A 22,016-nucleotide genomic window follows, 5' to 3' on the forward strand; every position below is an offset into this window, starting at 1 on the left:
GACGTCCCCCTCCGTCGTCAGTGCGGGTCGCCGTGCCAGGAGTGCCAGAGCGCGGCGTACTGCCCACCGGCGGCGACCAGCTCGTCGTGCGAGCCCTGCTCCACGATCCGACCGGCCTCGACCAGCACCACCCGGTCCGCGTCGTGCGCGGTGTGCAGCCGGTGCGCCACCGCCACCACGGTGCGGCCTGCCAGCATGGCGGACAGCGCGTCCTCCAGGTCGCGGGCGGCGCCGGGATCCAGCAGCGAGGTGGCCTCGTCCAGCACCACGGTGTGCGGGTCGAGCAGCACCAGCCGGGCCAGCGCGAGCTGCTGGGCCTGCGCCGGGGTCAGCACCACCCCGCCGGAGCCGACCACCGTGCCCAGCCCGTCCGGCATCGCGTCCACCCAGCCGAGCGCCCCGACCACCCGCAGCGCGGACCGCAGCGCCGAGTCGGTGGCGTCGCCGGCCGCCAGCCGCAGGTTCTCCGCGAGCGTCCCGACGAAGACGTGGTGCTCCTGGGTGACCAGGGCGACGTGCCGGCGCAGCTCGGGCAGTTCCAGGTCCACCAGCGGCACCCCGCCGACGGTCACCGCCCCGGCGGTCGGCCCGTTGATCCCGGCCAGCAACCGGCCCAGGGTCGACTTGCCCGACCCGGAGGGCCCGACCACCGCCAGCCGCTCGCCGTCCCGCAGCCGCAGCGACACATCCCGCAGCACGTCCACCCCGGGCCGGTAGGCGTAGCGCACCCGGTCCACCACCAGGTCCTCGGAGTCCGGGACGGCGCCGGTCGGCACCCGGTCCGAGGGCACCGCGGCCACCCCGATGATCCGGGACAACGCCGTCGTGCCGACCTGGATCTCGTCCATCCAGCCGATCAGTTCGTCCACCGGGCTGGTCAGCTGCATGGCGTACAGCGCGATCGCGGCGACCGCGCCGGGGGTGGCCCGGCCGGAGGCGACCAGCCAGGCGCCCCAGCCGACCACGGTCACCACCGGCAACAGGAAGCCGAGCGTGGTGCACGGGAACCACCAGGACCGCAGCCGCAGGGTGTACCGCTCGGAGTCCCGACGTTCGGCCAGCGCCGCGTCGATGGTCCGGCGCTGGGCCCGGGCCAGGTTCAGCGCCTCGATGGTCCGGGCACCCTCGACCGTCTCGGCGATCACCCCGGACAGCAGCGCGTAGGACGCCAGCCGCCGCCGGTAGCCGGGCCCGGCCTTGCGCAGGTACAGCCGGGTGCTCACCGCGATCAGCGGCACCCCGACCGCCAGTGCGCAGGCCAGCAGCGGGTCGGTCAGCACCGCGGCGACCACGGTCAGCAGCACGGTCATCCCGGCCACCAGGATCCGCGGCACCCCGAACCGCACCGTGCGGGCCACCGACTCGATGTCGTTGGTGGTGCGGGCCAGCAGGTCGCCGGTCCCGGCGCTCTCCACCGTGGACAGCGGCAGCCGCCCCACCGTGCGCAGGAACTCCTCGCGCAGCGCGGCGAACACGGTCTCGCCCAGCACCATCGCGGCGCGCTGGGCGTACCGGGTGGTCACCGCCTGCACCGCGAGCGCGGCCAGCAGCACGGCGGCGGTCCGGTCCACCGCGCCGGTGTCGATGGTGCCGTCGGTGGCGGCGTCCACCAGGCGGCCGAGCAGCCAGGGCCCGGCCAGCCCGCACACCGCCGCCGCACCGTGCAGCAGCAGCACCGCGGCCAGTTCCCGGGCGTGGGCGCGGATCAGGCGGGCGCCGGTGCGCCGGACCGTGGCCCCGTCAGCGATCGGTAGCAGCATCGCGGTCCTCCTGGTCGTGTTCCCACAGCGCATCCACCCCGCCGGCCTCCGCATCACTGGGGTCGGTGCCGGGGTCCGGCTCGGCGTCGGAGGTGGTGCGGGCGACCACCGACCGGTACAGCTCGCCGACCTCGTCGTCCCGGCGCATCAGCTCGCCGTGCGTGCCGGCGCCGACCAGCCGGCCGTGGTCCAGCACCGCCACGTCGTCCACCCGGTCCAGCAGCAGCGGGCTGGCGGTGACCACCACCGTGGTCCGCCCGTCCCGGGCCCGGCGGACCCCGGAGGCGATCAGCGACTCGGTGTGCGCGTCCACCGCGCTGGTCGGCTCGATCAGCACCAGCACCTCGGCATCGGTGAGCAGCGCCCGCGCCAGGCTGAGTCGTTGCCGTTGCCCGCCGGAGAACGTCCGGCCGCGCTCGGCCACCGACTCCGCCAGTCCGGCCGGTAGCGCGTCCACGGTCTCCCGGGCGGCGGCCGCCTGCAGTGCGGCGTCCACCCGGTGGCGCCGGGGGTGGGCCCGGGCCCGGTCCGGCTCCCGCACGGCCAGCACGTCCAGCCCGTCCACCAGCGGCCCGGCGAACAGGTGCGGCGTGGAGTCGGAGACCACGATCCGGCGCCGCACCTCGCGCACCCGGACCGACCGGTGATCGACCCCGCCCCAGAGCACCGGCGCGTCCCGCAGCACCGCATCGTCGAACCGGCCGAGCCGGGTGGCGACCGCGGCCGCGGCGTCCGGGTCCGGGTCGACCACCGCGGTGAACCGTCCCGGCCGGACCACCAGCCCGGAGGCGACGTCCTCCAGCGGGGAACCGTGCGGCGGTGGCTCGACCGGGTCGCCGGGGTCCTGCACCGCGGGCCGGATCCGCAGCACCGCCAGCACCCGGCGGGTGGCGACCACGCCCCGGGTGAACACCTGCGCGGCCTCCGCCCCGGTGCGCAGCGGGATGACCAGGAAGGTGGCATAGCCATAGACGGTGACCAGCTCGCCGGCGGTCAGCACCCCCTGAGCGACCAGCCGGGCGCCGGCCCAGACCAGCGCGGCGACCAGGATCCCGGGCAGCAGCACCTGCATCCCGTCCAGCCAGGACTGGGTGCGGGCCACCTCCACCGCGGCCACCCGGGCGCGCTGGGACTGCCGGGCGTACCGGTCGACGAAGGCGTCCTCGCCGCCGATCCCGCGCAGCACCCGCAGACCGGACACGGTGTCCGCGCCGAGGGTGGTGAGCAGGCCGGTCTCCTGTCGGTAGTCCTGCTGGCGGCGTTGCAGCGGTCCGATCAGCACGGTCAGCGCGGCGGCCAGCACCGGCACGCCGACCAGCACCAGGACGCCGAGCAGCGTGGAGCGCAGCAGCACCACCACCGCCACGCACAGGTAGGCGACCACCCCGCCGACCAGCCGGGCGACCACGTCGAACATCTCGCCCAGCCGCAGCGCGTCGCCGGAGACGGTCGCCACGATCTCGCCCTGTGCGGTGGTCGCGGTGATCGCGTGCCCGGTGTCCGCGGAGTGGTGCCCGATCAGCCGGGCCACCCCGAGCGAGGACCGCAGCCAGTTGGTGACCGCCATCCGGTGCCGGAGCGTGGTGGTCGCCGCCTGGACACAGGCCACCGCCAGCAGGGCCGCACACCAGCGCACCACGTCGCCGGCCCGCCCGGTCACGCCCTCGTCGACCGCGCGGCCGAGCAGGTACGGCCAGGCCACCTGACACAGCATCCACACCACGCCGAACAGCACGCCGCCGGCCAGGGTCCAGGGCTGCCGGCCCGCCTGCCAGAGCAGGAACCGGGGCACTGAGCCCAGCGGTGGGGCCCCGGGTGCCCGGCGCCGGCCGAGGGGCGTACCCAATTCGGCCGAGTTGACCGCCTGATCCACCACAGGCATACCCAATCCCTCACTTTTGTGGCATCGTTGCCACATCAGCCTAGCCATCGTCACGGCGCCGAGTCCATGCAGAGAAGCGGGAGAACATGCGTAATCACACCGTGACCGTTGCGATCTTGTTCCGCCACGGCGGGCGCGACTAACGTCCAATGTGGGAAGGTTTGCAGACCATCGGTCTCGTACCGGGGTCACCCGGCAGGGTGGTAACGACGCCGCCCCGCCGCCCGACGAAGGGATAGAGGTTCATGACCAAGAGTCGTCGCACCGTGGTCGCGCTGCTGCCGATCACCGCGCTTGCCCTGGCTGCCTGTAGCAGCGGTGGCGGGGACGGGGGCAACACCTCCGAGCCGACCAGCTTCGGCACCGAGGCCACCGGCACCCTGAGCGCCTGGGGCTTCGAGAACGCCGACGATGTCGGCCAGTCCCGGCTGGACTTCGCCGCCGAAGAGCTCTCCGACCTCGACATCGAGCTGGACGCCACCGCCTTCGACGCCCAGAAGTTCACCACCCGGCTCGCCAGCGGCGACGTCCCGGACGTCGTGCAGATGGACCGCCGGTTCGTCACCACCTACGCCGCGCAGGACCTGATCCTCCCGTTGAACGCCTGCTACGAGGCGCACGACGTCGTCCCGGAGGAGCAGTACTACCCGTCGGTGGTCGACGACATGCGGTACGAGGACGAGGTCTGGGGGGTGCCGCAGTTCTACCAGCCCCCGGCGATCATCCTGAACACCCGCGTGATGGAGGCCGCCGGCGTCACCGCCGACCAGATCGACACCTCCCAGCCCGAGGTCCTGATCGACGCGATCTCCAAGATGTACCAGGAGAGCGGCGGCAACCCGTCCGTGCTCGGCCTCGACCCGCAGGCCAACGGCCAGGCCGAGCTCTGGGTGCTCGGCATGGGCGGCCAGCTCAACGACGCCGACGGCGTGCCCACGCTGGACGACCCGTCCAACATCGCGGGCATCGAGCTGCTCAAGCAGGTCGTCGACGCCCAGGGCGGTTACGCCAAGGTCCGGTCGTTCACCGACTCCTTCGACACCTTCGGGGAGAACAACCAGTTCGTCGCCGACCAGGTCGGCGCCCAGGTGAACGCCCAGTGGTACCCGAACGTGCTGGGCGACTACGTGGGCCAGGTCGAGATCGGTGCCGTGCCGTTCCGCGACCAGAACGGTGAGCCGTTCTCGGTGGCGAGCGGGCAGGCCTTCGTCATCCCGGCCGCGGCCGAGAACAAGGACGCGGCCTGCGCCTGGATGCTGAGCCTGACCTCGCACGACGCCTGGCTCGCCGCCGGTGAGGCCCGCGGTGAAACGGTCGCCGAGAACGACTCGATCAACACCGGCCTGTTCACCGGTTCGCCGCAGGCCGACCAGGAGCTGCGCGAGCTCTGGGTCGAGCCGACCGGCGACGAGGGCTTCGACCAGACCATCGCCACCTACTACGAGGTGGTCGAGTACGGGCAGACCTTCGGGTCCTCCCCCGCCGGTCAGGAGATCCAGAACGAGTTGAGGAACGCCGTCACCAACGTGCTGCTCGGTGACAAGACCGCGGAGGACGCTCTGGCCGAGGCGCAGACCGCGGCCATGCGGGCCTACGACAACATCACCGGCGGCTGATCACCGCCATGACCAAGTACCGCGAGGGGCTCGCCGGGACCACCGGCGGGCCCCTCGCGGCGTCCCGGGCCACCGAGGAGGACCCGTGCCGACCCTGACCATCGACACCGGCGGCCCGGCCCGGCTCAGCGTGCAGGCCGGCGACGGCACCTGGTGCCTGCCGGACCACGCCGTGCGCGACCGGACCGCCGCCGAGCGGCCCGGCGCGATGGACCTGGACCTGGACGCCACCGACCGCTCCGGCTCGGTGCCCGGCTACACCCGGCACCTGGTCAGCGACGGCGTGGTGGAGGTGCCCGTCCCGCGCGGCGCCTGCACGGTGATCGCCGAGCGCGGCCCCGAGCACCACCGGGTGGAACGCCGGATCGACGCCGGCCCGGGCACCACCCACGTCAGCGCGGTGCCCGAGCGCTGGACCGACCTGGCCGCCGAGGGCTGGTGGTCCGGCGACCTGCACGTGCACCGCCCGCTCGCCGACGCCGGCCTGCTGCTGCGCGCGGAGGACCTGCACCTGGCCGCCGTCGTCACCCGGTGGACCGGGCAGCCGGCCGCCGACGACCTGGCCGGACCGCCCCGGGCGGCCACGACCGTGGACGGCGACCGGCACGTGGTCGCCCCGGTGACCGAGGACGAGCGCGGCGGCGGCGCCTGGCTGCTGCACGGCGCCTCGGTGGCCGACCTGCCCGGCACCGACGCCCGCTCCTGGTGGTACCCGCCGGGCCGTGACCTGGTGGACCGGGCACGGGCGCGGGGCGCCTGGTTCGACTGCGAGAAGCTCACCTGGTGGGAGACCCCGGTGATGATGGCCACCGGCGCCCCGGACAGCGTCGGGGTCCTGAACAACCACTTCCTGCCCGGCGGGTTCCTGGCGAACGAGGCCTGGGGCCGCCCCCGGGACCGCAGCCGGTACCCCGGCGCCGCCGGCACCAGCCGGTACCACCTGGACCTCTACTACCGGTACCTGCGCTGCGGTCTGCGGGTGCCTGCCTCCGCGGGGTCCGCCTCCGGGGTGATGCCCGCCCCGCCCGGTTACAACCGGGTCTACGTCCAGGCCCCCGGTCCGCTCACCGTCGCCGGGTTCTACGACGCGCTGCGGGCCGGCCGCTCGATGGTCACCAACGGCCCGCTGCTGACCTGCACCGTCGACGGACAGGGCCCCGGCGCCACCGTGCCGGCCGGACCGGCGCGGGTCCGGGCGTCCGTGCGGTGGACCGGCCCACACAGCACGATCGAGGTGGTCGCCGACGGCCGGGTGGTCGCCCGCACCGACGGGCCGGAGCTGGACACCACCGTCGACCTGACCCGGTGCGGCTGGCTGGCGGTCCGCGCGTGGGTGCCGGACCCGGTCACGGTCCGCCTGGCGCACACCAGCCCGGTCTACGTCGACCGCGACGCACCGCCGGACCCGGACGACCGGGCGTTCTTCGCCCACTGGGTCGATGAGCTGACCGCGGCAGCCCGGGCCGACCGCACCCGGTTCGCGGGCGCGGCGCACCGGGACCAGGTGCTGGACCTGTACGACCGCGCCGCCCGGTTCTACCGCTGACGTGCTCGGCGGGTCCGGGCATAACAGGACCCCCCGCACACCCGCCAGAGCTCACCTGCCCTTGCTGCCTTCCGGCCCTGGGGGGGTTCAGCGAGATGACGCCGCACGAGGGGTCGAGCACCAGGGTAACCCAGTCCGGGGCCCTGCTCCGACTCGGGTCAGCCCGCGATCGCCCCCGCAGGCCCGTACCGGTCCAGGTTGCCGACCGCGGCCCGGCTGGCAGCACCGGTCTTGCGCCGGATGCTGTAGATGTGGCTCTCGACCGTGCGCCGGCTGAGGAAGAGCTTCTCGGCGATGTCGCCGTTCGGCCAGCCCCGGGCGACCAGGTGCACCACCTCCCACTCCCGGTCGGTGAGGTGCTCGATCCCGGCCTGCCGGGCGGGCTGCAGGTGCCGTTCCTGTTGCAGGGCCCGGGCGGCCGCGCGGGCGGCGTTCGCGGCGTCGAAGTCGTTCCGGTCGGCGAACATCCCCGCCGCGGTGAGGTAGCTGGTCACCGCCTGCGCTGAGCCGGACTCCTTGAGGGTCGCCGCCACGGCGGACAGCGCCTCCGGGTCCTGGTCGACCATGGCGCGCTTGGCCTGCAGGTAGCTCACGTACAGGGGGCCGCCGATCCGGCGGGCCGACTCGGTGAACGCCTCGGCTCGCCGCGCGTCGTACCGCAACAGCAGCCGGTTCATCTCGGTCGTGTCGGCGGCCAGAGCGTAGCCTCTCTCCCGGAGCTGCCGGATCGTCCCGTCCAGCAGCTCGGCGCATTCATCGAGTCTGCCGTGCGCGTACAGCTCCAACGCCGCGACCCAGGTGCGGCTGGCGAAGGGCATCGCCTCGCCGCACCCGTTGTCGCCTGCGGCCAGATCGACCAACCCGGAGGACACCGACCGGTGCTGGACGTAGATCGACAGGCTGGCGAGCAGCACCGGGATGGATCGGTCCGGCGGCAGCACCAGCGTTCCGGCCATCGCACCCGAGGACAGCACCGGGAGCAACTGACTGCGCGCGGCGCCGAGTTCGAGGCGGGCCCCCAGGTCGAAGGCGGAGACGACGCAGGCTGCGACGTAGAGCGGGCGGGACAACCGCGCGGTGGCCCGCTCGGCCATGCCTCGCCCGAGCGCGAAGCCCTCGGTGAAGTCACCCCGGGCGTACAGGGCCAGTCCGGTCAGCCAGTCGGCGCTGTCGACGAGGAAGCGCGGCCAGTCAGCCCGGTCCACGTCCAGTATCGCGTGCGCCTCGTCCGCCCGGCCCGCGACGACATGGCAGGCGGCCAGTGCGACCCGGGCCGCGGCGGCATCCAGTCCGTCGCCCGCACAGCGTGGCGCGAGCACCCGGGCGTAGTCGCCCGGCAACCGGTCGAACTCGACGTGCAGTGTGTACAGCAGGCTGGACAGCGCCTCGCGGTAGACGATCCCGTCCGGCAGGGTCGCCGTCAGCTGCGCCTCCATCTGCTCCGCGCTCAGCCCTTCACCCAGCAACCACCGTGCGCGGTAGTAGGCGAACTCGACGTAGTCGAAGGAGTCCACGTCGCTGTTCACGTCGGTCTCCGCGAACACCCGGTGGATGGCGAGCCGGTCCCGGGTCCCCGACAACAGCACCCGCAGGAGCGGTACCGCCGTCCGCACCTGCCGGTCGGCCCGCCAGTGCACGGTCGCCGCCGCCACGTCGGCGTCGAAGGTCTGGGCGAAGATCCCGCCGATGTACTCCGGCCCTTCAGGCGGTTGCCGACCCGGGTAAGTCGCCAAGTCGGTGCCTTCGCTCAGCCGGCCCTTCATCCGGGCGATCAGCCGGGTGGTGTCCTCGTCCATCGTCCACGGCCCGGTGAGCACCCGGCCGATCGCCTCGGTCAGCAACCGGCGCTGCCGGCCGGTCATCCGCTTGCGGTCCACGTAGTCGGCGAGCCCGGGCGGGTCGAGCGCGATCAGGTAGTCGGGGCCGGCCGGCACCGCCTGCACCAGCTCCGCTGCGTTCAGCTCATCCAGCAGGTCCGCGCCGACCAGCGCCGTGGCAAGTCCGGAGGGCACCGCCCCGGCGGCCGCGAGGATCTCGACCGCCTCCCGGACCTCGGGTCGGTAACCCGCCAGGTAGGTCGCGTACACGCCCTGGACTTCGGGTGACCAGACGCTGTCGCCGGTCCAGGTGTCGCCGACCATCCGGATCGCCCCATGCCCGATCGCGCCGTCCAGGATGGCCAGCGCCAGCCCGGGCACCCCGGCCGAGTCACTGTGGATCCGGGCGGCGACCTGCGGCGACACAGGCCCGTCCGCACGCTGGGAGAGGAGTTGGTGGGTCTCCTCCAGCCCGAGCCCACCCAGGTGGAGCTGCACCAGCGGGTGGGAGGTGCTGGCCAGCCAAGCGCCGCCGTCGTCCTCGCTCCGGGCGGGCAGGGTCGTCGCGATGATGGCCGTCCCGAGGTGCTTGTGCAGCAGGGTGATCACCCCGCGCGAGGCCTCGTCCAGCACGTCTGCGTCGTCCAGCAGCACCACGCGCTCGTCGCCGGTCAGGTAGTCCCGCAGCACGGTGTAGACCTCGGAGAAAGCCGGTGGCCCAGCGTCCAGCAGTCCGGACACCCGTGGCGGCAGACTCATCCGCAACGACTCGAACGCCGGCACGCCGGGGGTGCAACTGACGTGGTAGGTCTCACGGCCGGCCTCGGACAGCGCCCGGTGGACCGCTCGCAGCGTCGTCGTGCGCCCCGTCCATCTGCCGCCGACCACCCGCACGCTGCGGCGGCGCAGTGCCAGGTCGACGATCCGGTGCACCTCGGCATTCCGCACGGACGACTCCTTCGCCGCACCTGGCCGTCCGGTCACGGGGTCGCCGATCCTCCACTCTCGGTCGAGGAAGATCACGACGACCACGGCTCCGCGACCGGGCGGGCGCCTCGCTGATCGCCGCCAGTCGAGCACCCCGGTACCGGACCTGCAACTCGCAGCGCGTGCCGGCGCCTGGTGTCCAGGTGCCGGCCGGGGCGATGGTGTCGACGGCTCATGCGGTCACCTCTCAGCCGGGAACGCATGACGCCCCGGCGGCTCGCGGGCAGGGGTCCCGGGCCACCTCGCGACCTGACAGTCGCATTCGGCGCGGAAATCCGGTGGGGGTACGCAAGATGGGGGCCGCACACCCCCACCGGGGTCAGGGAGTTCGCTCGTCCGGCACCAGAGCCGGCGGGGAACAGGCACGGTGCGACGACCGGGTGGTTTGGCTTCGGCGGAGTCCGGGTCGGCCGCCGAACACGTTGCCGTGTGGCGGCCGCGGTGGTGCCGTTCGATCCCTCGCCTCGTCGCCCGTGACATCCAGGCCGTCGGCCCGCGTCAGTGACGTAGACGAGGAGGCCACTACGGAGAGAGTCCAGTTCAGGCTCTTTCGGAACGGCCACTGATAACGCTAGGGCCCTGAGCTGCGGAAACCGTGTGTTTTCACCATCTCTCCGCGAATCGTCGCCGGAAGCCAGCGTGCGCACGGCATCATGTCAGTGCGTTCGGCCAGAACACTGAGGACCTACGACCCGGTAACACCGTGGGCTCCGCGAGCCGGATCACCCCAGATGCCGCAGGTACCGCTCCGGCGCCGCGAGGAACCCCTGCCAGCCCTGCACCAACTCCAGCTCGTCCCACGCCGACCGCCGCAACCCCCACGGGCCGGCCTCCCAGATCGTCGCCCCCGGCAGCGCCGCCAACACCGGCGAGTGCGTGGCCAGCAGCACCTGACCGCCGCCGTCCGCCAGGTCCCGCAGCTGCGCCAGCAGCGCCAGACTGCTGGTGAACGACAGCGCCGACTCCGGCTCGTCCAGCACGTACAGGCCGGGCCGGGTCATCCGGGTACCGATCAGCTCCAGGAACGACTCCCCGTGCGACATCTCGTGCAGCGCCGCCCCGGGCGACCCGATCTGCTCCAGGTAACTGGCGAAGCCGTGCACGGTCTCCGCGCGCAGGAAGAACCCGGTCCGCGCCGCCCCCGCACCGCGCTCCAGCAGCAGGTGCCGCCACAGCCCGGACTCCGACGGCCGGGTCACGTTCCGGGCATCGGCGGACCCACCCTCGGCGCCCAGCCCGAAGGCCATCGCCACCGCCTCCACCAGGGTCGACTTCCCCGAGCCGTTCTCCCCCACCAGCACGGTCACCCGATCCAGGTCCCAGCCCTCGGCCAGCACCTGGGCCACGGCGGGCACCCGGGCGAACCACTCACCGTCCGGCGTGGGGCGGTCGTCGCGGCGGACCCGGCGCACCGGGCGGGAGTCGAAGGCGGTCACGGGTCACAGTCCAGCACGTGGCACCGACCACCGTCCGGGGTCCTGTACCCTGGTATCCGCGTACTGCCAGGAGGATTCGCCTAGTGGCCTATGGCGCACGCTTGGAAAGCGTGTTGGGTGCAAGCCCTCGGGGGTTCGAATCCCCCATCCTCCGCCGATCGAGGCCCCGTCACCGTGCCGGTGCGGGGCCTCGGTGCTGTCCGGCCCCGGATCCGGTCGTTACCGTTCCGGCACCGATGCTCCGCGAGCCACGCCCCCGTGGGCACACCGCTCTCACCTACACTCGCCGCTGTGATCTTCAAGGCGGTGGGTGAGGGGCGTCCGTACCCCGACCACGGTCTCGTCACGCCCAAGCAGTGGGCCGAGGTCGCACCGCGCCAGGTCCGCCTGGACGAGCTGGTCACCACCAAGCGCACGCTGAACCTGGACAATCTGCTGTCCGAGGATTCGACGTTCTACGGCGACCTGTTCGCGCACGTGGTGCAGTTCCGCGGCACGCTCTACCTGGAGGACGGCCTGCACCGGGCGGTCCGAGCTGCCCTGCAGCAACGTCCTGTCCTGCACGCCCGCGTCCTGGTGATCGATGAGTGATGAGCACTGACCCCCGCCCCGACCTCGCCCGCCAGCGCCGGCGCCGCCGCGTCCGAGAGCGCCAGGCGGTGATCTTCGGCGTGATGCTCGGCGCGATGGCGGTCGCCGCCTTCGGTGCCGCGGCCGTCTACACCGGCAACCTCAGCCTGCCGTTCCTGTCCCAGGACATCGCCTCACCGGCGCCGACCGGACTGGCCGCGGCGAACTCGCCCTGCCCGCCCGAGGGTGCGCTGCCGGTGCCCTACAGCGAGATCACGGTGAACGTCTACAACGGCACCAACCGCGCAGGACTCGCCGGTGAGACCTCGACCTCGCTGGCCGGGCGCGGCTTCGTGATCGGCGTGCAGGGCAACGCCAGCGACGTCGGCTTCTCCGGCACCCAGGACGGCACCGCACTGATCCAGTTCGGCGCCCAGGGTGCCGCGCAGGCATACACGGTCGCCGCCCAGTTCGACTCCCCGCGCCTGGTGCTGGACAACCGGGAGGACGCCAGCGTCGACGTGATCGTCGGCACCTCCTACAACGCGCTGGTCGCCGCCGGTGACGTGGTGCTGGCCGCCGACCAGCCGTTCGTCGCGCCGGAGGGCTGCATCCCGATGGACCAGGTCGAGCCGGTCGCCCAGCCGCAGCCGACCGCCGCTGCCGAGCCCGAGGGCGAGGAGCCCCCGGCCGAGGGCTGAGGCACCCACCCACGACGAACGGGCCCGCCGGACCACCTGGTCCGACGGGCCCGCTGTCAGTTCCGGCTCAGTGCCGCAGCTCAGTGCTCCAGCTCGGTGCCACCCGGCACCGAGGCGGGCGAGGCCGGCTCCTGGCCGGTGCCCCGCCACCGGGCCACCCCGCGCATCACGTGGTAGACCACGATCGCCGCCGCCGACCCGAGCGCGATCCCCTCGAAGCTCGCGTCGCCGAGCACCCAGGTGAAGTTCGCGATCCCGATCACCAGGGCCACCGCGGCGGTGGTGAGGTTCACCGGGTCGGAGAAGTCGACCTTGTTCTGCACCCAGATCCGGGCGCCCAGGATGCCGATCATCCCGTAGAGCACCGTGGTCGCCCCGCCGAGCACCCCGACCGGGATGGTGTTGATCAGCGCACCGAACTTGGGCACCAGGCTCAGCACCAGCGCGGTGCCCGCCGCCACCCAGTACGCGGCGGTGGAGTACACCCGGGTCGCCGCCATCACGCCGATGTTCTCGGCGTAGGTGGTGGTACCGGACCCGCCGCCGATCCCGGCGAAGGTGGTGGCCACACCGTCGGCGAACAGCGCCCGGCCGGTCAGGTGGTCCAGGTTCCGGCCGGTCATCGCGGCGACCGACTTCACGTGGCCGACGTTCTCGGCGATCAGCACGAACACCACCGGCAGGAACAACCCGAGCAACTTGGGCTCGAAGGTCGGCGTCACGAAGTCCGGCAGCCCGAACCAGGCGGCCTCCTTCACCGCGGTGAAGTCGACCTCACCACGGATCACCGCGACCAGGTAACCGATCAGCACGCCGACCAGGATGGACAGCCGGCCGAGCAGACCGCGGAACAGCACCGCGACCAGGACGATCCCGGCCAGCGTGACCACCGCGGTCACCGGCGCCAGCTGGAAGTTGTTCCACGCCGCCGGCGCCAGGTTGAACCCGATCAGCGCCACGATCGTGCCGGTGACGATCGGCGGCATCACCAGATCGATCCAGCGCGCCCCGGCAAAGTGCACCACGGCCCCGACGGTCGCCAGCAGCAGACCGGTGACCAGGATGCCGCCCATCGCGGCGGACTGGCCGGAGCTCGCAGTGGCGGCGCCGATCGGGGCGATGAACGCGAAGCTCGACCCCAGGTAGGACGGCAGCCGGTTGCCGGTGATGATCAGGAACAGCGCGGTGCCGATCGCGCTGAACAGCAGCGTGGTCGCCGGGGAGAACCCGGTCAGCAGCGGCACGAGGAAGGTCGCACCGAACATCGCGACCACGTGCTGCATACCGATGCCGATGGTCCGCGGCCAGGACAGCCGCTCGTCCGGGGCGACCACCGCACCGGTGCCGATGTGCCGGCCGTCGCCGTGGACCTGCCAGCCGAAGATGCTCACCGGATCTGCCTCCTAGGCGGCCCGGGAACTGGCCGGGCCCGTGGTCGGGGGGACGGTCGCTGCTGCGCCGTCGAGGCCGTGCGGGGCCCGGAAGGCAAGCGTAGCGGTGCGACCCGCCGACCCGGCCCCGCACACTCCGGCCGCGTAGGGTGTGGCGCGCCACGCCCGACCGCTGGAGGTGCGAGATCACCGGCACGACCACCCTCCCGCCCTGGTCGCGTGCGCTGCGCTCCCGTGCCGCGCTGGTGACCGCCTTCGCCGCCGTGCACCTGTGGATCGGCGTGGTCGGCACCGTGCTGATCCCGACCCGGGCGTTCTGGGACGTCGACCTGTACCGCTGGTGGATGTGGCAGGGCCTGCATCAGGGCACCTGGCCGGTGCTGGACGGCGACTGGGTCTACCCGGCCGGGGCGATCGTGCCGATGCTGCTGCCCGGCCTGGTCGACACCTGGGACACCCGCGCCTACGCGATCGCCTGGACCGTGCTGATCACCGCACTGAACGCGCTCGCCGCCTGGACGCTGCTCCGGGTGACCCGCCCGGCGTCCCGCACCGGTACCGGGCCGGTGCTCGGCGTGTGGTGGTGGCTCGCGTTCATCCTGCTGCTCGGGCCGGTGGCGATCGGCCGGCTGGACGCGGTGGTCGCCCCGATCGTGGTCACCGCCCTGGCGCTGGCCCTGCGGCACCCGGCGGTCGCCTCCGCACTGCTGACCTTCGGCGCCTGGGTCAAGGTCGCCCCCGGTGCCCTGCTGCTGCCGCTGGTGATGATCGCCCGCCGGGCCTGGCGCACCGTGGTGCTGCCCGCCGCCGCGGTGTGCGTGCTGGTCGCCGGGCTGGTTGCGGCCGGGGGCGGGTTGTCCCACCTGTTCAGCTTCCTCGGCGAACAGGGCGAGCGCGGGCTGCAACTGGAGTCGGTGGCGGCGACCGGCTGGGTGCTGCGCGGCCTGGTCGACGACGGCATCCGGATCTGGATGAACGACGAGATCATCACCTGGGAGATCACCGGCCCCGGCACCGCCACCATGGCCGCCGCCCTCAGTCTCGCCCTGCCGGTCGCCCTGGCCGCCGCGTCCGCCCTGCTGCTCTGGGTCCGGCTGCGCGCCGGCGCCGGGCTCGACCACGCGGCGTTCCTGGCCCGCGGAGCGCTGCTGATCGCCCTGGTGCTGATCGTGGCGAACAAGGTCGGCTCGCCGCAGTTCATCGGCTGGCTGGCCGGACCGGTGGTGGTCGGCCTGGCCAGGCCCGGACGCGAGTCGGCCCGGGCCTGGCGACCGGTCACCGTGCTGGTGCTGGCGATCGCCGGGCTGACCCAGTGGGTGTTCCCGATCGCCTACGACCCGATCACCGCCGGCGTCGCCGGGCCCACCCTGCTGCTGGTCGCCCGGAACGTGCTGCTGGTGGTGACCCTGGCCGTGGTCGCCCGGGACCTGTGGCGGACCGGGATCAGCGGAAGATCGGCAGCCCGGTCACGGACACCCGGCGCCCCTGGGACGCCTGCACCAGCCCGATGATGCTGAACACCACGTGCAGCACGCTGACCGCCGCCCAGGTCAGGATGATCAACCCGAACGGGAAGAAGTGCGACGAGGTGTACCCGACGAACAGCGAGCTGAAGTGCGCCCCGAGCAGCACCAGGGTGGCGATCAGGTAGGTCAGCCCCCAGTTGCCCGCCCGGTTCGCGTTCTCCCGCGCGGACGGCACCTGCTGCGCCGCCGTGCGGGCGGACAGGATCATCGCCAGCGACGCCGCGATCGAGGACACGAACGGGATCGGCACGAAGATCAGCAGGCCCAGTCCCCACGGCAGAGCGCCGGTCGAGGCCGGACGCACCGGGGCGTAGGGATAGCCGGGCGGCGGAGGGTAGCCCGGAGCGCCGGCGTAGCCGGGCGGCGGGACATAGCCGGGGCCAGCCGGCTGACCGTAGCCGGGCGGCGAGGCGTAGCCGGGGCCAGCGGGCTGACCGTAGCGGGGCGGCGGGGCGTAGCCGGGGCCGGCGGGCTGCCCGTAGCCGGGGGCCGTGGGGCCGGGCTGGCCGTACCCGGGCGCGCCGTGGCCGGGCGTCCCGTACCCGACCGGGGTGCCCTGGGACTGATCGCGACCGGCCCCCTCCGGTCCGCCGGGCTGCCCGTACCCGGGCGTCCCGTCACCAGCCGGATCAGCACCGGACCCGCCGTACCCCGCCGGCTGCGCGTACCCCGGCGGCGGCCCCCACCCGCCGTCCGGCTGCCCGCCCCCGCCGTCCGGCTCACTTGCCTTCTGCGACTCGCTCACGTGCTCTCCTCCTGCTGCGTCCGGTCCCACCCCCGCTGCGCCCTCGGGCGCCCGGTCACCCCACCTGCGGCATGACCTGCGAGGCCACCAGCTCCAGGTGGTCCAGGTCGTGCAGGTCGAGCACCTGCAGGTAGACCCGGCTGATCCCGAGCTCGGCCAGGCTGCCCAGCCGGTCGACGATCGCGGTGGGCGTGCCGGCGATGCCCACCCCGCGCACCTCCTGCGGGTCGCGCCCGATCGCCGCGGCACGACGGTCGACCTCGGCGTCGTCCCGGCCGGCAACCAGCACCAGCGCGGTGGACATCGTGATCGACTCCGGGTCGCGGCCGATCTCCCGGCAGGCGTCGCGCACGCCGTCCAGCTTCTCCCCGATCTGGTCCAGCGGCGGGAAGGACAGGTTGAACTCGGCGGCGAACCCGGCCGCGAGCGCGGGGGTCTTCTTGGGGCCGAGGCCGCCGACGATCACCGGGACACCGGCCTTCGACGGGTCGAGCGGGGAGGTCTGCACCGGCTTGGGCAGCGCGGGGCTGTTCGCCAGCGTGTAGTGCTCGCCGTCATAGCTGAACCGCTCACCGACCGGCGCGGCCCACAGGCCGGTGATCACCTCCAGCTGCTCGGTCAACGGCCCGAAGCGCTTGGCCGGGAACGGGATGCCGTAGGCCGCGTGCTCCTCGGCGAACCAGCCGGCGCCGAGGCCGAGCTCGACCCGCCCGCCGGACATCTGGTCGACCTGGGCGACCTGGATCGCCAGCACCCCCGGGTGCCGGAAGGTCGCCGAGGTGACCAGGGTGCCGAGCTTGATCCGGCTGGTCTCCCGGGCCAGTCCGGCCAGCGTGGTCCAGGCGTCGGTGGGGCCGGGCAGTCCGTCGCCGCCCATCGCCAGGTAGTGGTCGGAGCGGAAGAAGGCGTCGAATCCCAGGTCCTCGGTGGCCTTGGCGACGGTGAGCAGGTCGTCGTAGCTCGCGCCCTGCTGCGGTTCGGTGAAGATCCTCAGGTCCATGCGCCGAGCCTTTCACGCCCTGGGCGGTACCGGCGCGCGGGGGTTACCGTCGGCGGATGCGCAGCCGCATCCGATGGTCCAGCCTCGCCGTGGTGGTCGGGGCCGGGCTGTTGACCCTGCTCTGCCTGGGCGCGGTGCTGCGCGGCCGGGCCTGGGCGTGGGTCCCGGCACTGATCTGCGCGGCGGTGGCGGTCCGGGAACTGCGGGCGCTGCGGCGGCTGGATCGTCGATCGGGCGGGTCCGGGTGAATCGCGCTGCGGGACGTGACAGGGTGAGGTCATGAACCCGCTCGGCCAGGCCCTGGACGCCCTCGCCGTGGCGGACTGGCGGCGGCGGGTCGCGCAGATGTACGCCCGGGTGCGGGACATCGCCGTGGAGGACCCGGCGGCCGCGCACGCGCACTGGATCCTGGAGCGGGACAACCTGTTCGCCGACCATGCCGCCTCCCCGCTGCGGCCGGCCGCCAAGGCGGTGTTCACCGGACTCGCGGTGGCGCCCTACGACCCGGCGTACCGGTTCGAGGTGCGGGTCCGGGCGACACTGCCGCAGCGGATGGAGGTCGCCACCGGCACCGACGGGATCGTGCCCTTCGACCGGGTGGGCAAGGTCGACCTCGGCGACCTGGGCACCCTGGCGGTGTGGGCGCTGCGCACCTACGGCGGCGGGATCTTCCTGCCGGTCAAGGACGCCACCAGCAACCGGAGCAGCTACGGCGGCGGCCGGTACCTGCTGGACACGGTCAAGGGCGCCGACCTGGGGCGGGCCACCGACGGCGGCCTGATCCTGGACTTCAACTTCGCCTACAACCCGTCCTGCGCCTACGACCCGGCGTGGGCCTGCCCGCTGCCGAGCCGGGGCAATGTGCTGTCCATGCCGCTCCCGGTGGGCGAACTGCAGGTCGATCCGCTGTTGGTCACCGAGGTCGAGCTGGGCTGACTGCGGCCTAAGCTGCCCCGGTGAGCCTGCGCACCGTCGTCCGCCGTTCCGACCAGATCACCGCCGCGGAGCTCTACCCGCTGCTCCGGCTCCGGGTGGACGTCTTCGTCGTCGAGCAGACTTGTCCCTACCCCGACCTGGACGGCCTCGACCTGCTGCCGGACACCCTGCAGGTGTGGGCCGAGGAGGACGGTGAGGTCCTGGGCTGCATCCGGGTGCTGCGGCACGGGTCGGACACCCCGGCGATCGGCCGGGTGGCCACCGCCCCGGCGGCGCGCGGTCGCGGCGTCGCTGGTGGACTGCTGGAGCGCGGCATCGAGCTGTGCGGCCCGGCGGCGGCGATCCACCTGCACGCCCAGGAGCATCTGGAGCACTGGTACGGCCGATACGGCTTCGTCCGGGACGGCGCGACCTACGACGAGGACGGCATCCCGCACGTGCCGATGATCCGCCGGCCCTGACCGGTCAGCGCTGGCACACCGGGCAGTAGTACAGCTTGCGCCCGGCCATCTCCTCGACCACGACCGGGGTGCGACAGACCCGGCACGGCTCGCCCGCCCGGCCGTACACCCAGTGCCGCACCGACTGGTCGAGCAGCGCCGCGGCCCGGCCCTCGTCGTCCAGGTCCTCGCGGGTGAGCATCACCCCGGTCCGGATGCCGTCCTCCAGCAGCACCGCCCAGTCGTCCCACAGCGCCCGGGCCACCTCGGCCGGGACCGCCCGGCCCGGGGTGTGCGGGTCCAGCCGGGCCCGGAACAACAGCTCCGCCCGGTAGATGTTGCCGATCCCGGCGACCACCGCCTGATCCATCAGCAGCTGGCCGACCGGCGTGCGGCGAGCGGTGATCGCCCGCACCACCTGGGCGCCGGGTTCGCTGGTGGAGGTCCGGCCGAAGCCGGCCAGCACGTCGGCCTCCAGCGCCGGGTCGGGGCCCAGCCGGTCGAGCACCGCCGCGGCCGCCGCCGGGTCCAGCACCTCGCAGGCGGTCGGCCCGCGCAGGTCGGCGACCGTGAGGTCGGTGGCCAGCCGGACCCGGACCTGCCCGACCGGTGCCGGCGGGAAGTCCTCCGCGGCCAGCTCGGCGGCCAGCTCGGCGGCCAGCTCGCCCTCGCCCATCCGGCGCCGGACCCGCGGAGCGCCCAGCGTCGCCACCGCACCAGCCCCCTCATCCAGCGGCGACACCGCGCCCAAGAAGTCCCAGGCGCCGTACAGCCCCAGGTGCACCCGGAGCACCTGCCCACCGTCGAAGCCCAGGAACAGCTGCTTGCCCACCGCCGCGGAGCTGAGCACCTCCCGCCCGTCCAGCAGCGCGGCACCCGCGGCGAACCGGCCCTGCGGCGAGCTGACCGCCGGCCTGCGCCCGACGAAGTCGCGGGCGAACTGACGGGCGATGCGGTGGACGGTGTGACCCTCGGGCATGGGCCCAGGGTAGGGGCGGCCACCCACGCGCGAGGGCGGGACCAGCACTGTCAGGCGGCGTTCAGCTGCTGTCAGGTTCCGTTCAGCGGCCACCCGGCATGGTCCTGCCCATGACCAACGACACGAACCTCCCCCAGCCCGGCGACACTCCGCCGCCCGCCCCGCGGTACGCCGCCCCCGCCCCGCAGCCGGTCCGCCGTTCGCGCGCACCGTGGATCATCGGTGGCGCGGTGGCCGGTGTGCTGGTGCTCGGCGGCGCCGTCGGTGCTGGCGTGCTGATCGGGCGCTCCGACGACGACATCACGGTTCAGCGCGTCACCGCGGCCGACACCACCGGCCAGAACGACACCGGCAGCACCACCGGCACCGGCACCGGGACCGGGAACGACTCCGCCACGGCCGCACCGGCCGACCGGTCCGGCGCCGACGCCATCACCGACCCCGCCATCGCGTACTCCGACGACATCGAGCTGACCGGCGACACCCTGACCCGGGCCGCGATCGCCGCCCTGCAGGCCGCCGGGGACGACGGTGTGGTCACCGCGGCCGAGTACAGCGACGACCCGACCCACCGCTACGAGGTGGAGGTGACCCGCGCCGACGGCTGGGAGACGGACGTGTACCTGGACGAGAACTTCCAGCTCGTCGCCGTCCAGCCCTGGCACAGCTGACCCGAGGCATCCACGACGCCCGGGCGACCAGGCCGAACGAGAGGCCGGGGAGTGCACACTCCCCGGCCCCTCGCGCTGCTGCCGGCTCGGGCGGCTCCAGTCCCGCGCTCGCGACGATGCGGGGATTCCGGGTCGCGGGTTGCCGGTTCGCGGGTTCGCGGGTTCGCGGGTTCGCCGGTTCGCCGGTTCGCCGGTTCGCCGGTTCGCCGGTTCGCCGGTTCGCCGGTTCGCCGGTTCGCCGGTTCGCCGGTTCGCCGGTTCGCCGGTTCGCCGGTTCGCGGAGGAGTGTCAGTGGTGGGGTCTAGTGTCGTGACATGGGACCTGACCTGCGCGAACACGACCCGGACACCACGTCCGGTGTGGTCGCCTTGCCCGGGTCCGCACGCGTGGCCGCCGAGCCCGATCAGGCCGTATGGGACCTGCTACTCGCCCCACCCACCCCACCCCACGACGCCCCCGAACGTGGCGACGGGGTCACCGCGTGGGCGCGCACACTCGCGACCGTGGCCCCCGGCCCGTCGCTGGCGACCCTGCTCGACACGGTCCCGGCGGACTCCTTGACCGACGACGAAGCGGTCGAGATGGTCGCCGCAGCCCGCCGGATGGCCGCCTGGGCCGAGGCGAAGGCCGCCGCGTGGGCCGCAACGCTGGCTCACCGGGACTCGATGCGCCCGACCGGGTCGCCGAGCACCCGGATGCAGGACGGGTGCGTGGCCGCTGATGAGTTGGCGATGCGGTTGGCCGAATCCAGACAGACCACCGCGGCGCTGGTGGCCTCGGGGGTGGCGTTCGAAGGGATCCTGCACCCGGTGGGTGAGGCGTTGGCGGGCGGGCAGGTCGATGCCCGCCGGGCCCGGGTCCTGGTCGACCGGCTGCACGGCATGGACGCCGAAGTCATGATCGAGGTCCAAGAACGCGTGTTGCCCGAGGCTGGGCGGCGCACGGTGACCCAGCTGCGCCGGGACGTGGACCGGGTGTTGGTCGAGGTCGGTGGGGCCTACGCGGGCGATCAGCACCGCCGCGCCCGCCGCACCCGCCGCGTCACCCACCCGATGCTGCTCGCCGACGGGATGGCCGGGATGTGGTGGGTGCTACCCGCCGTGGACGCCGCGCGGGTCGATGGGCTGCTGTACACCGCGGCCCGGACCGCCCGCGCGAGCGGTGACCCCCGCACCCTGGACCAACTACGCGCCGACGGGCTACGCGACCTGGTCCTGGGACCACCACCGTGGACCGCCGACTTCGACGACCCGGTCGACCGGGTGAGCGGGCCCGGACCCGACAGCGCGGACGCGGTCGAGAGCAGGGCCACAGGCGCGGGCGGCACGCATGCGAGCTCCGCGGACTATGACCACACCCGAAGCGACGCCTTCGGCTTGACCGGTACCCACGGCACCGACAACCCGCCAGGTCGCGGACATGCCCTGGTCGGCACCCACGGCACCGACAACCCGCCAGGTTGCGCGCATGCCCTGGTCGGCACCCGCGACACCGGCCACCCCCGAGCCACCAACGCCGACGTGGCCGCTGGCCCCGGCGGGCGCGTGGTGACCGGCACCGGGGACGCTGGCGCGCCCGGGAGCGGTACCGGTGCGGTGGTGGCCATGGGCACGGGTTCCGATGCGGGCACCGGCACCCAGGACGTGGGCGCGCCCACCCACCGACCGGCCACCGCGGGTACCTGCACCCGCCCGCACGGTGCGACCACGGTGCATGTCACGGTCGCGTTGACCACCCTGCTCGGGCTGGACGAGCTCCCCGGCGACCTGCACGGCATCGGACCGGTGGACGCCGACCAGGCACGCCAGGCCGCGTTCGCTGCCGGGGCGACCTGGCGGCGGCTGGTCACCGACCCCCAGACCGGGGCCGTCCTGGACGTCGGGCGGCGCCGCTACCGGCCACCAGACCCCCTGGCCGCCCACGTGCGAGCACGCGACCGGCGCTGCGCACGACCCGGATGCGACGTCCCCGCAACCAGATGCGACCTGGACCACACCATCGAGTTCAACGGCC

The 22,016-nt window shown here is 73.6% G+C and carries 18 protein-coding genes, 1 tRNA gene and 1 other RNA gene; 11 read left to right on the forward strand and 9 right to left on the reverse strand.

Annotated features, from left to right (window positions below; genetic code table 11):
* Positions 1-17 precede the first annotated feature (17 nt).
* Together HGA03_RS11025 and HGA03_RS11030 are read right to left on the reverse strand one after the other, a co-directional pair.
* The gene (locus tag HGA03_RS11025; RefSeq protein ID WP_168630299.1) at positions 18-1,760 is read right to left on the reverse strand and encodes an ABC transporter ATP-binding protein; all 1,743 of its coding nucleotides are present in this window, start codon (positions 1,758-1,760) and stop codon (positions 18-20) included.
* Positions 1,741-3,552: an ABC transporter transmembrane domain-containing protein gene (locus HGA03_RS11030; RefSeq protein WP_239073710.1), complete on the reverse strand. Its 1,812-nt coding sequence runs from the start codon at positions 3,550-3,552 to the stop codon at positions 1,741-1,743. The genes HGA03_RS11025 and HGA03_RS11030 overlap by 20 nt, the downstream gene beginning before the upstream one ends.
* Positions 3,553-3,887: 335 nt before the next feature.
* Here HGA03_RS11030 and HGA03_RS11035 point away from each other — a divergent pair, with 335 nt between their 5' ends.
* Both HGA03_RS11035 and HGA03_RS11040 read left to right on the forward strand, forming a co-directional pair.
* Positions 3,888-5,258 (forward strand): ABC transporter substrate-binding protein, encoded by a 1,371-nt coding sequence (locus HGA03_RS11035; protein ID WP_168630301.1) that lies wholly within the window; start codon positions 3,888-3,890, stop codon positions 5,256-5,258.
* 85 nt (positions 5,259-5,343) lie between these two features.
* Complete coding sequence (locus tag HGA03_RS11040) at positions 5,344-6,804, forward strand: CehA/McbA family metallohydrolase (RefSeq protein WP_168630302.1); 1,461 nt, start codon at positions 5,344-5,346, stop codon at positions 6,802-6,804.
* Between the two features lie 21 nt (positions 6,805-6,825).
* On the opposite strand, the gene ffs is transcribed toward HGA03_RS11040, so the two are convergent.
* The 3 genes from ffs to HGA03_RS11055 all read right to left on the reverse strand — a co-directional run bounded on the left by ffs (position 6,826) and on the right by HGA03_RS11055 (position 11,044).
* Positions 6,826-6,922: signal recognition particle sRNA small type (gene ffs, locus HGA03_RS11045), an RNA gene on the reverse strand.
* Between the two features lie 40 nt (positions 6,923-6,962).
* A complete protein-coding gene (locus HGA03_RS19610) occupies positions 6,963-9,569 on the reverse strand; it encodes a LuxR C-terminal-related transcriptional regulator (RefSeq protein WP_168630303.1) in 2,607 nt (868 codons plus the stop codon).
* A gap of 761 nt (positions 9,570-10,330) precedes the next feature.
* Positions 10,331-11,044 carry an AAA family ATPase gene (locus tag HGA03_RS11055; RefSeq protein ID WP_168630304.1) on the reverse strand — a complete coding sequence of 238 codons (714 nt, stop codon included), beginning with the start codon at positions 11,042-11,044 and terminating at the stop codon, positions 10,331-10,333.
* A 69-nt stretch (positions 11,045-11,113) separates the two neighbouring features.
* Here HGA03_RS11055 and HGA03_RS11060 point away from each other — a divergent pair.
* From HGA03_RS11060 to HGA03_RS11070, 3 genes are all read left to right on the forward strand, one after another.
* Positions 11,114-11,198: transfer RNA gene (locus tag HGA03_RS11060), tRNA-Ser, on the forward strand.
* Between the two features lie 137 nt (positions 11,199-11,335).
* The gene (locus tag HGA03_RS11065; protein ID WP_168630305.1) at positions 11,336-11,635 is read left to right on the forward strand and encodes a type II toxin-antitoxin system VapB family antitoxin; all 300 of its coding nucleotides are present in this window, start codon (positions 11,336-11,338) and stop codon (positions 11,633-11,635) included.
* A complete protein-coding gene (locus HGA03_RS11070) occupies positions 11,635-12,315 on the forward strand; it encodes a LytR C-terminal domain-containing protein (protein ID WP_168630306.1) in 681 nt (226 codons plus the stop codon). The genes HGA03_RS11065 and HGA03_RS11070 overlap by 1 nt, the downstream gene beginning before the upstream one ends.
* Positions 12,316-12,395: 80 nt before the next feature.
* Here HGA03_RS11070 and HGA03_RS11075 read toward each other — a convergent pair whose 3' ends face one another.
* Positions 12,396-13,706: a uracil-xanthine permease family protein gene (locus HGA03_RS11075; RefSeq protein ID WP_168630307.1), complete on the reverse strand. Its 1,311-nt coding sequence runs from the start codon at positions 13,704-13,706 to the stop codon at positions 12,396-12,398.
* A gap of 149 nt (positions 13,707-13,855) precedes the next feature.
* On the opposite strand from HGA03_RS11075, the gene HGA03_RS11080 reads away from it, so the two are divergent.
* Entirely contained in the window at positions 13,856-15,217 is a 1,362-nt protein-coding gene (locus HGA03_RS11080) for a glycosyltransferase 87 family protein (protein ID WP_239073711.1), read from the forward strand.
* Here HGA03_RS11080 and HGA03_RS11085 read toward each other — a convergent pair.
* Both HGA03_RS11085 and HGA03_RS11090 read right to left on the reverse strand, forming a co-directional pair.
* The gene (locus HGA03_RS11085) at positions 15,150-15,977 is read right to left on the reverse strand and encodes a DUF4870 domain-containing protein (RefSeq protein ID WP_168630308.1); all 828 of its coding nucleotides are present in this window, start codon (positions 15,975-15,977) and stop codon (positions 15,150-15,152) included. The two genes, HGA03_RS11080 and HGA03_RS11085, sit on opposite strands and share 68 nt — an antisense overlap.
* A 55-nt stretch (positions 15,978-16,032) precedes the next feature.
* Positions 16,033-16,977: an LLM class F420-dependent oxidoreductase gene (locus tag HGA03_RS11090; protein ID WP_168630309.1), complete on the reverse strand. Its 945-nt coding sequence runs from the start codon at positions 16,975-16,977 to the stop codon at positions 16,033-16,035.
* Positions 16,978-17,033: 56 nt separating this feature from the next.
* Here HGA03_RS11090 and HGA03_RS11095 point away from each other — a divergent pair, with 56 nt between their 5' ends.
* From HGA03_RS11095 to HGA03_RS11105, 3 genes are read left to right on the forward strand one after another with little or no spacing between them, the layout of a single operon-like run.
* A complete protein-coding gene (locus tag HGA03_RS11095) occupies positions 17,034-17,225 on the forward strand; it encodes a hypothetical protein (RefSeq protein WP_168630310.1) in 192 nt (63 codons plus the stop codon).
* A 31-nt stretch (positions 17,226-17,256) separates the two neighbouring features.
* A complete protein-coding gene (locus HGA03_RS11100; protein ID WP_168630311.1) occupies positions 17,257-17,913 on the forward strand; it encodes a DUF1684 domain-containing protein in 657 nt (218 codons plus the stop codon).
* Between the two features lie 20 nt (positions 17,914-17,933).
* Positions 17,934-18,374, forward strand: a complete 441-nt coding sequence (locus HGA03_RS11105; RefSeq protein WP_168630312.1) for a GNAT family N-acetyltransferase — start codon at positions 17,934-17,936, stop codon at positions 18,372-18,374.
* Positions 18,375-18,378: 4 nt separating this feature from the next.
* On the opposite strand, the gene HGA03_RS11110 is transcribed toward HGA03_RS11105, so the two are convergent.
* Entirely contained in the window at positions 18,379-19,332 is a 954-nt protein-coding gene (locus HGA03_RS11110) for an Fpg/Nei family DNA glycosylase (RefSeq protein ID WP_168630313.1), read from the reverse strand.
* 110 nt (positions 19,333-19,442) lie between these two features.
* On the opposite strand from HGA03_RS11110, the gene HGA03_RS11115 reads away from it, so the two are divergent.
* Together HGA03_RS11115 and HGA03_RS11120 are read left to right on the forward strand one after the other, a co-directional pair.
* On the forward strand, positions 19,443-20,003 hold the full coding sequence (locus HGA03_RS11115) for a hypothetical protein (RefSeq protein WP_168630314.1): 561 nt from the start codon (positions 19,443-19,445) through the stop codon (positions 20,001-20,003).
* Between the two features lie 314 nt (positions 20,004-20,317).
* The coding region (locus HGA03_RS11120; RefSeq protein WP_168630315.1) for a 13E12 repeat family protein at positions 20,318-22,016 on the forward strand (1,699 nt) is incomplete at its 3' end.

The organism is Cellulomonas denverensis (genome assembly GCF_012396125.1).
Lineage (GTDB): Bacteria > Actinomycetota > Actinomycetes > Actinomycetales > Cellulomonadaceae > Cellulomonas > Cellulomonas denverensis.

Coding starts and splice junctions, on each gene's coding strand:
- HGA03_RS11035 (WP_168630301.1), top strand. CDS start 3,888: ATGACCAAGAGTCGTCGCACCGTGGTCGCGCTGCTGCCGATCACCGCG.
- HGA03_RS11095 (WP_168630310.1), top strand. CDS start 17,034: ATGCGCAGCCGCATCCGATGGTCCAGCCTCGCCGTGGTGGTCGGGGCC.
- HGA03_RS11090 (WP_168630309.1), bottom strand. CDS start 16,977: ATGGACCTGAGGATCTTCACCGAACCGCAGCAGGGCGCGAGCTACGAC.
- HGA03_RS11100 (WP_168630311.1), top strand. CDS start 17,257: ATGAACCCGCTCGGCCAGGCCCTGGACGCCCTCGCCGTGGCGGACTGG.
- HGA03_RS11110 (WP_168630313.1), bottom strand. CDS start 19,332: ATGCCCGAGGGTCACACCGTCCACCGCATCGCCCGTCAGTTCGCCCGC.
- HGA03_RS11115 (WP_168630314.1), top strand. CDS start 19,443: ATGACCAACGACACGAACCTCCCCCAGCCCGGCGACACTCCGCCGCCC.
- HGA03_RS11070 (WP_168630306.1), top strand. CDS start 11,635: ATGAGCACTGACCCCCGCCCCGACCTCGCCCGCCAGCGCCGGCGCCGC.
- HGA03_RS11025 (WP_168630299.1), bottom strand. CDS start 1,760: ATGCTGCTACCGATCGCTGACGGGGCCACGGTCCGGCGCACCGGCGCC.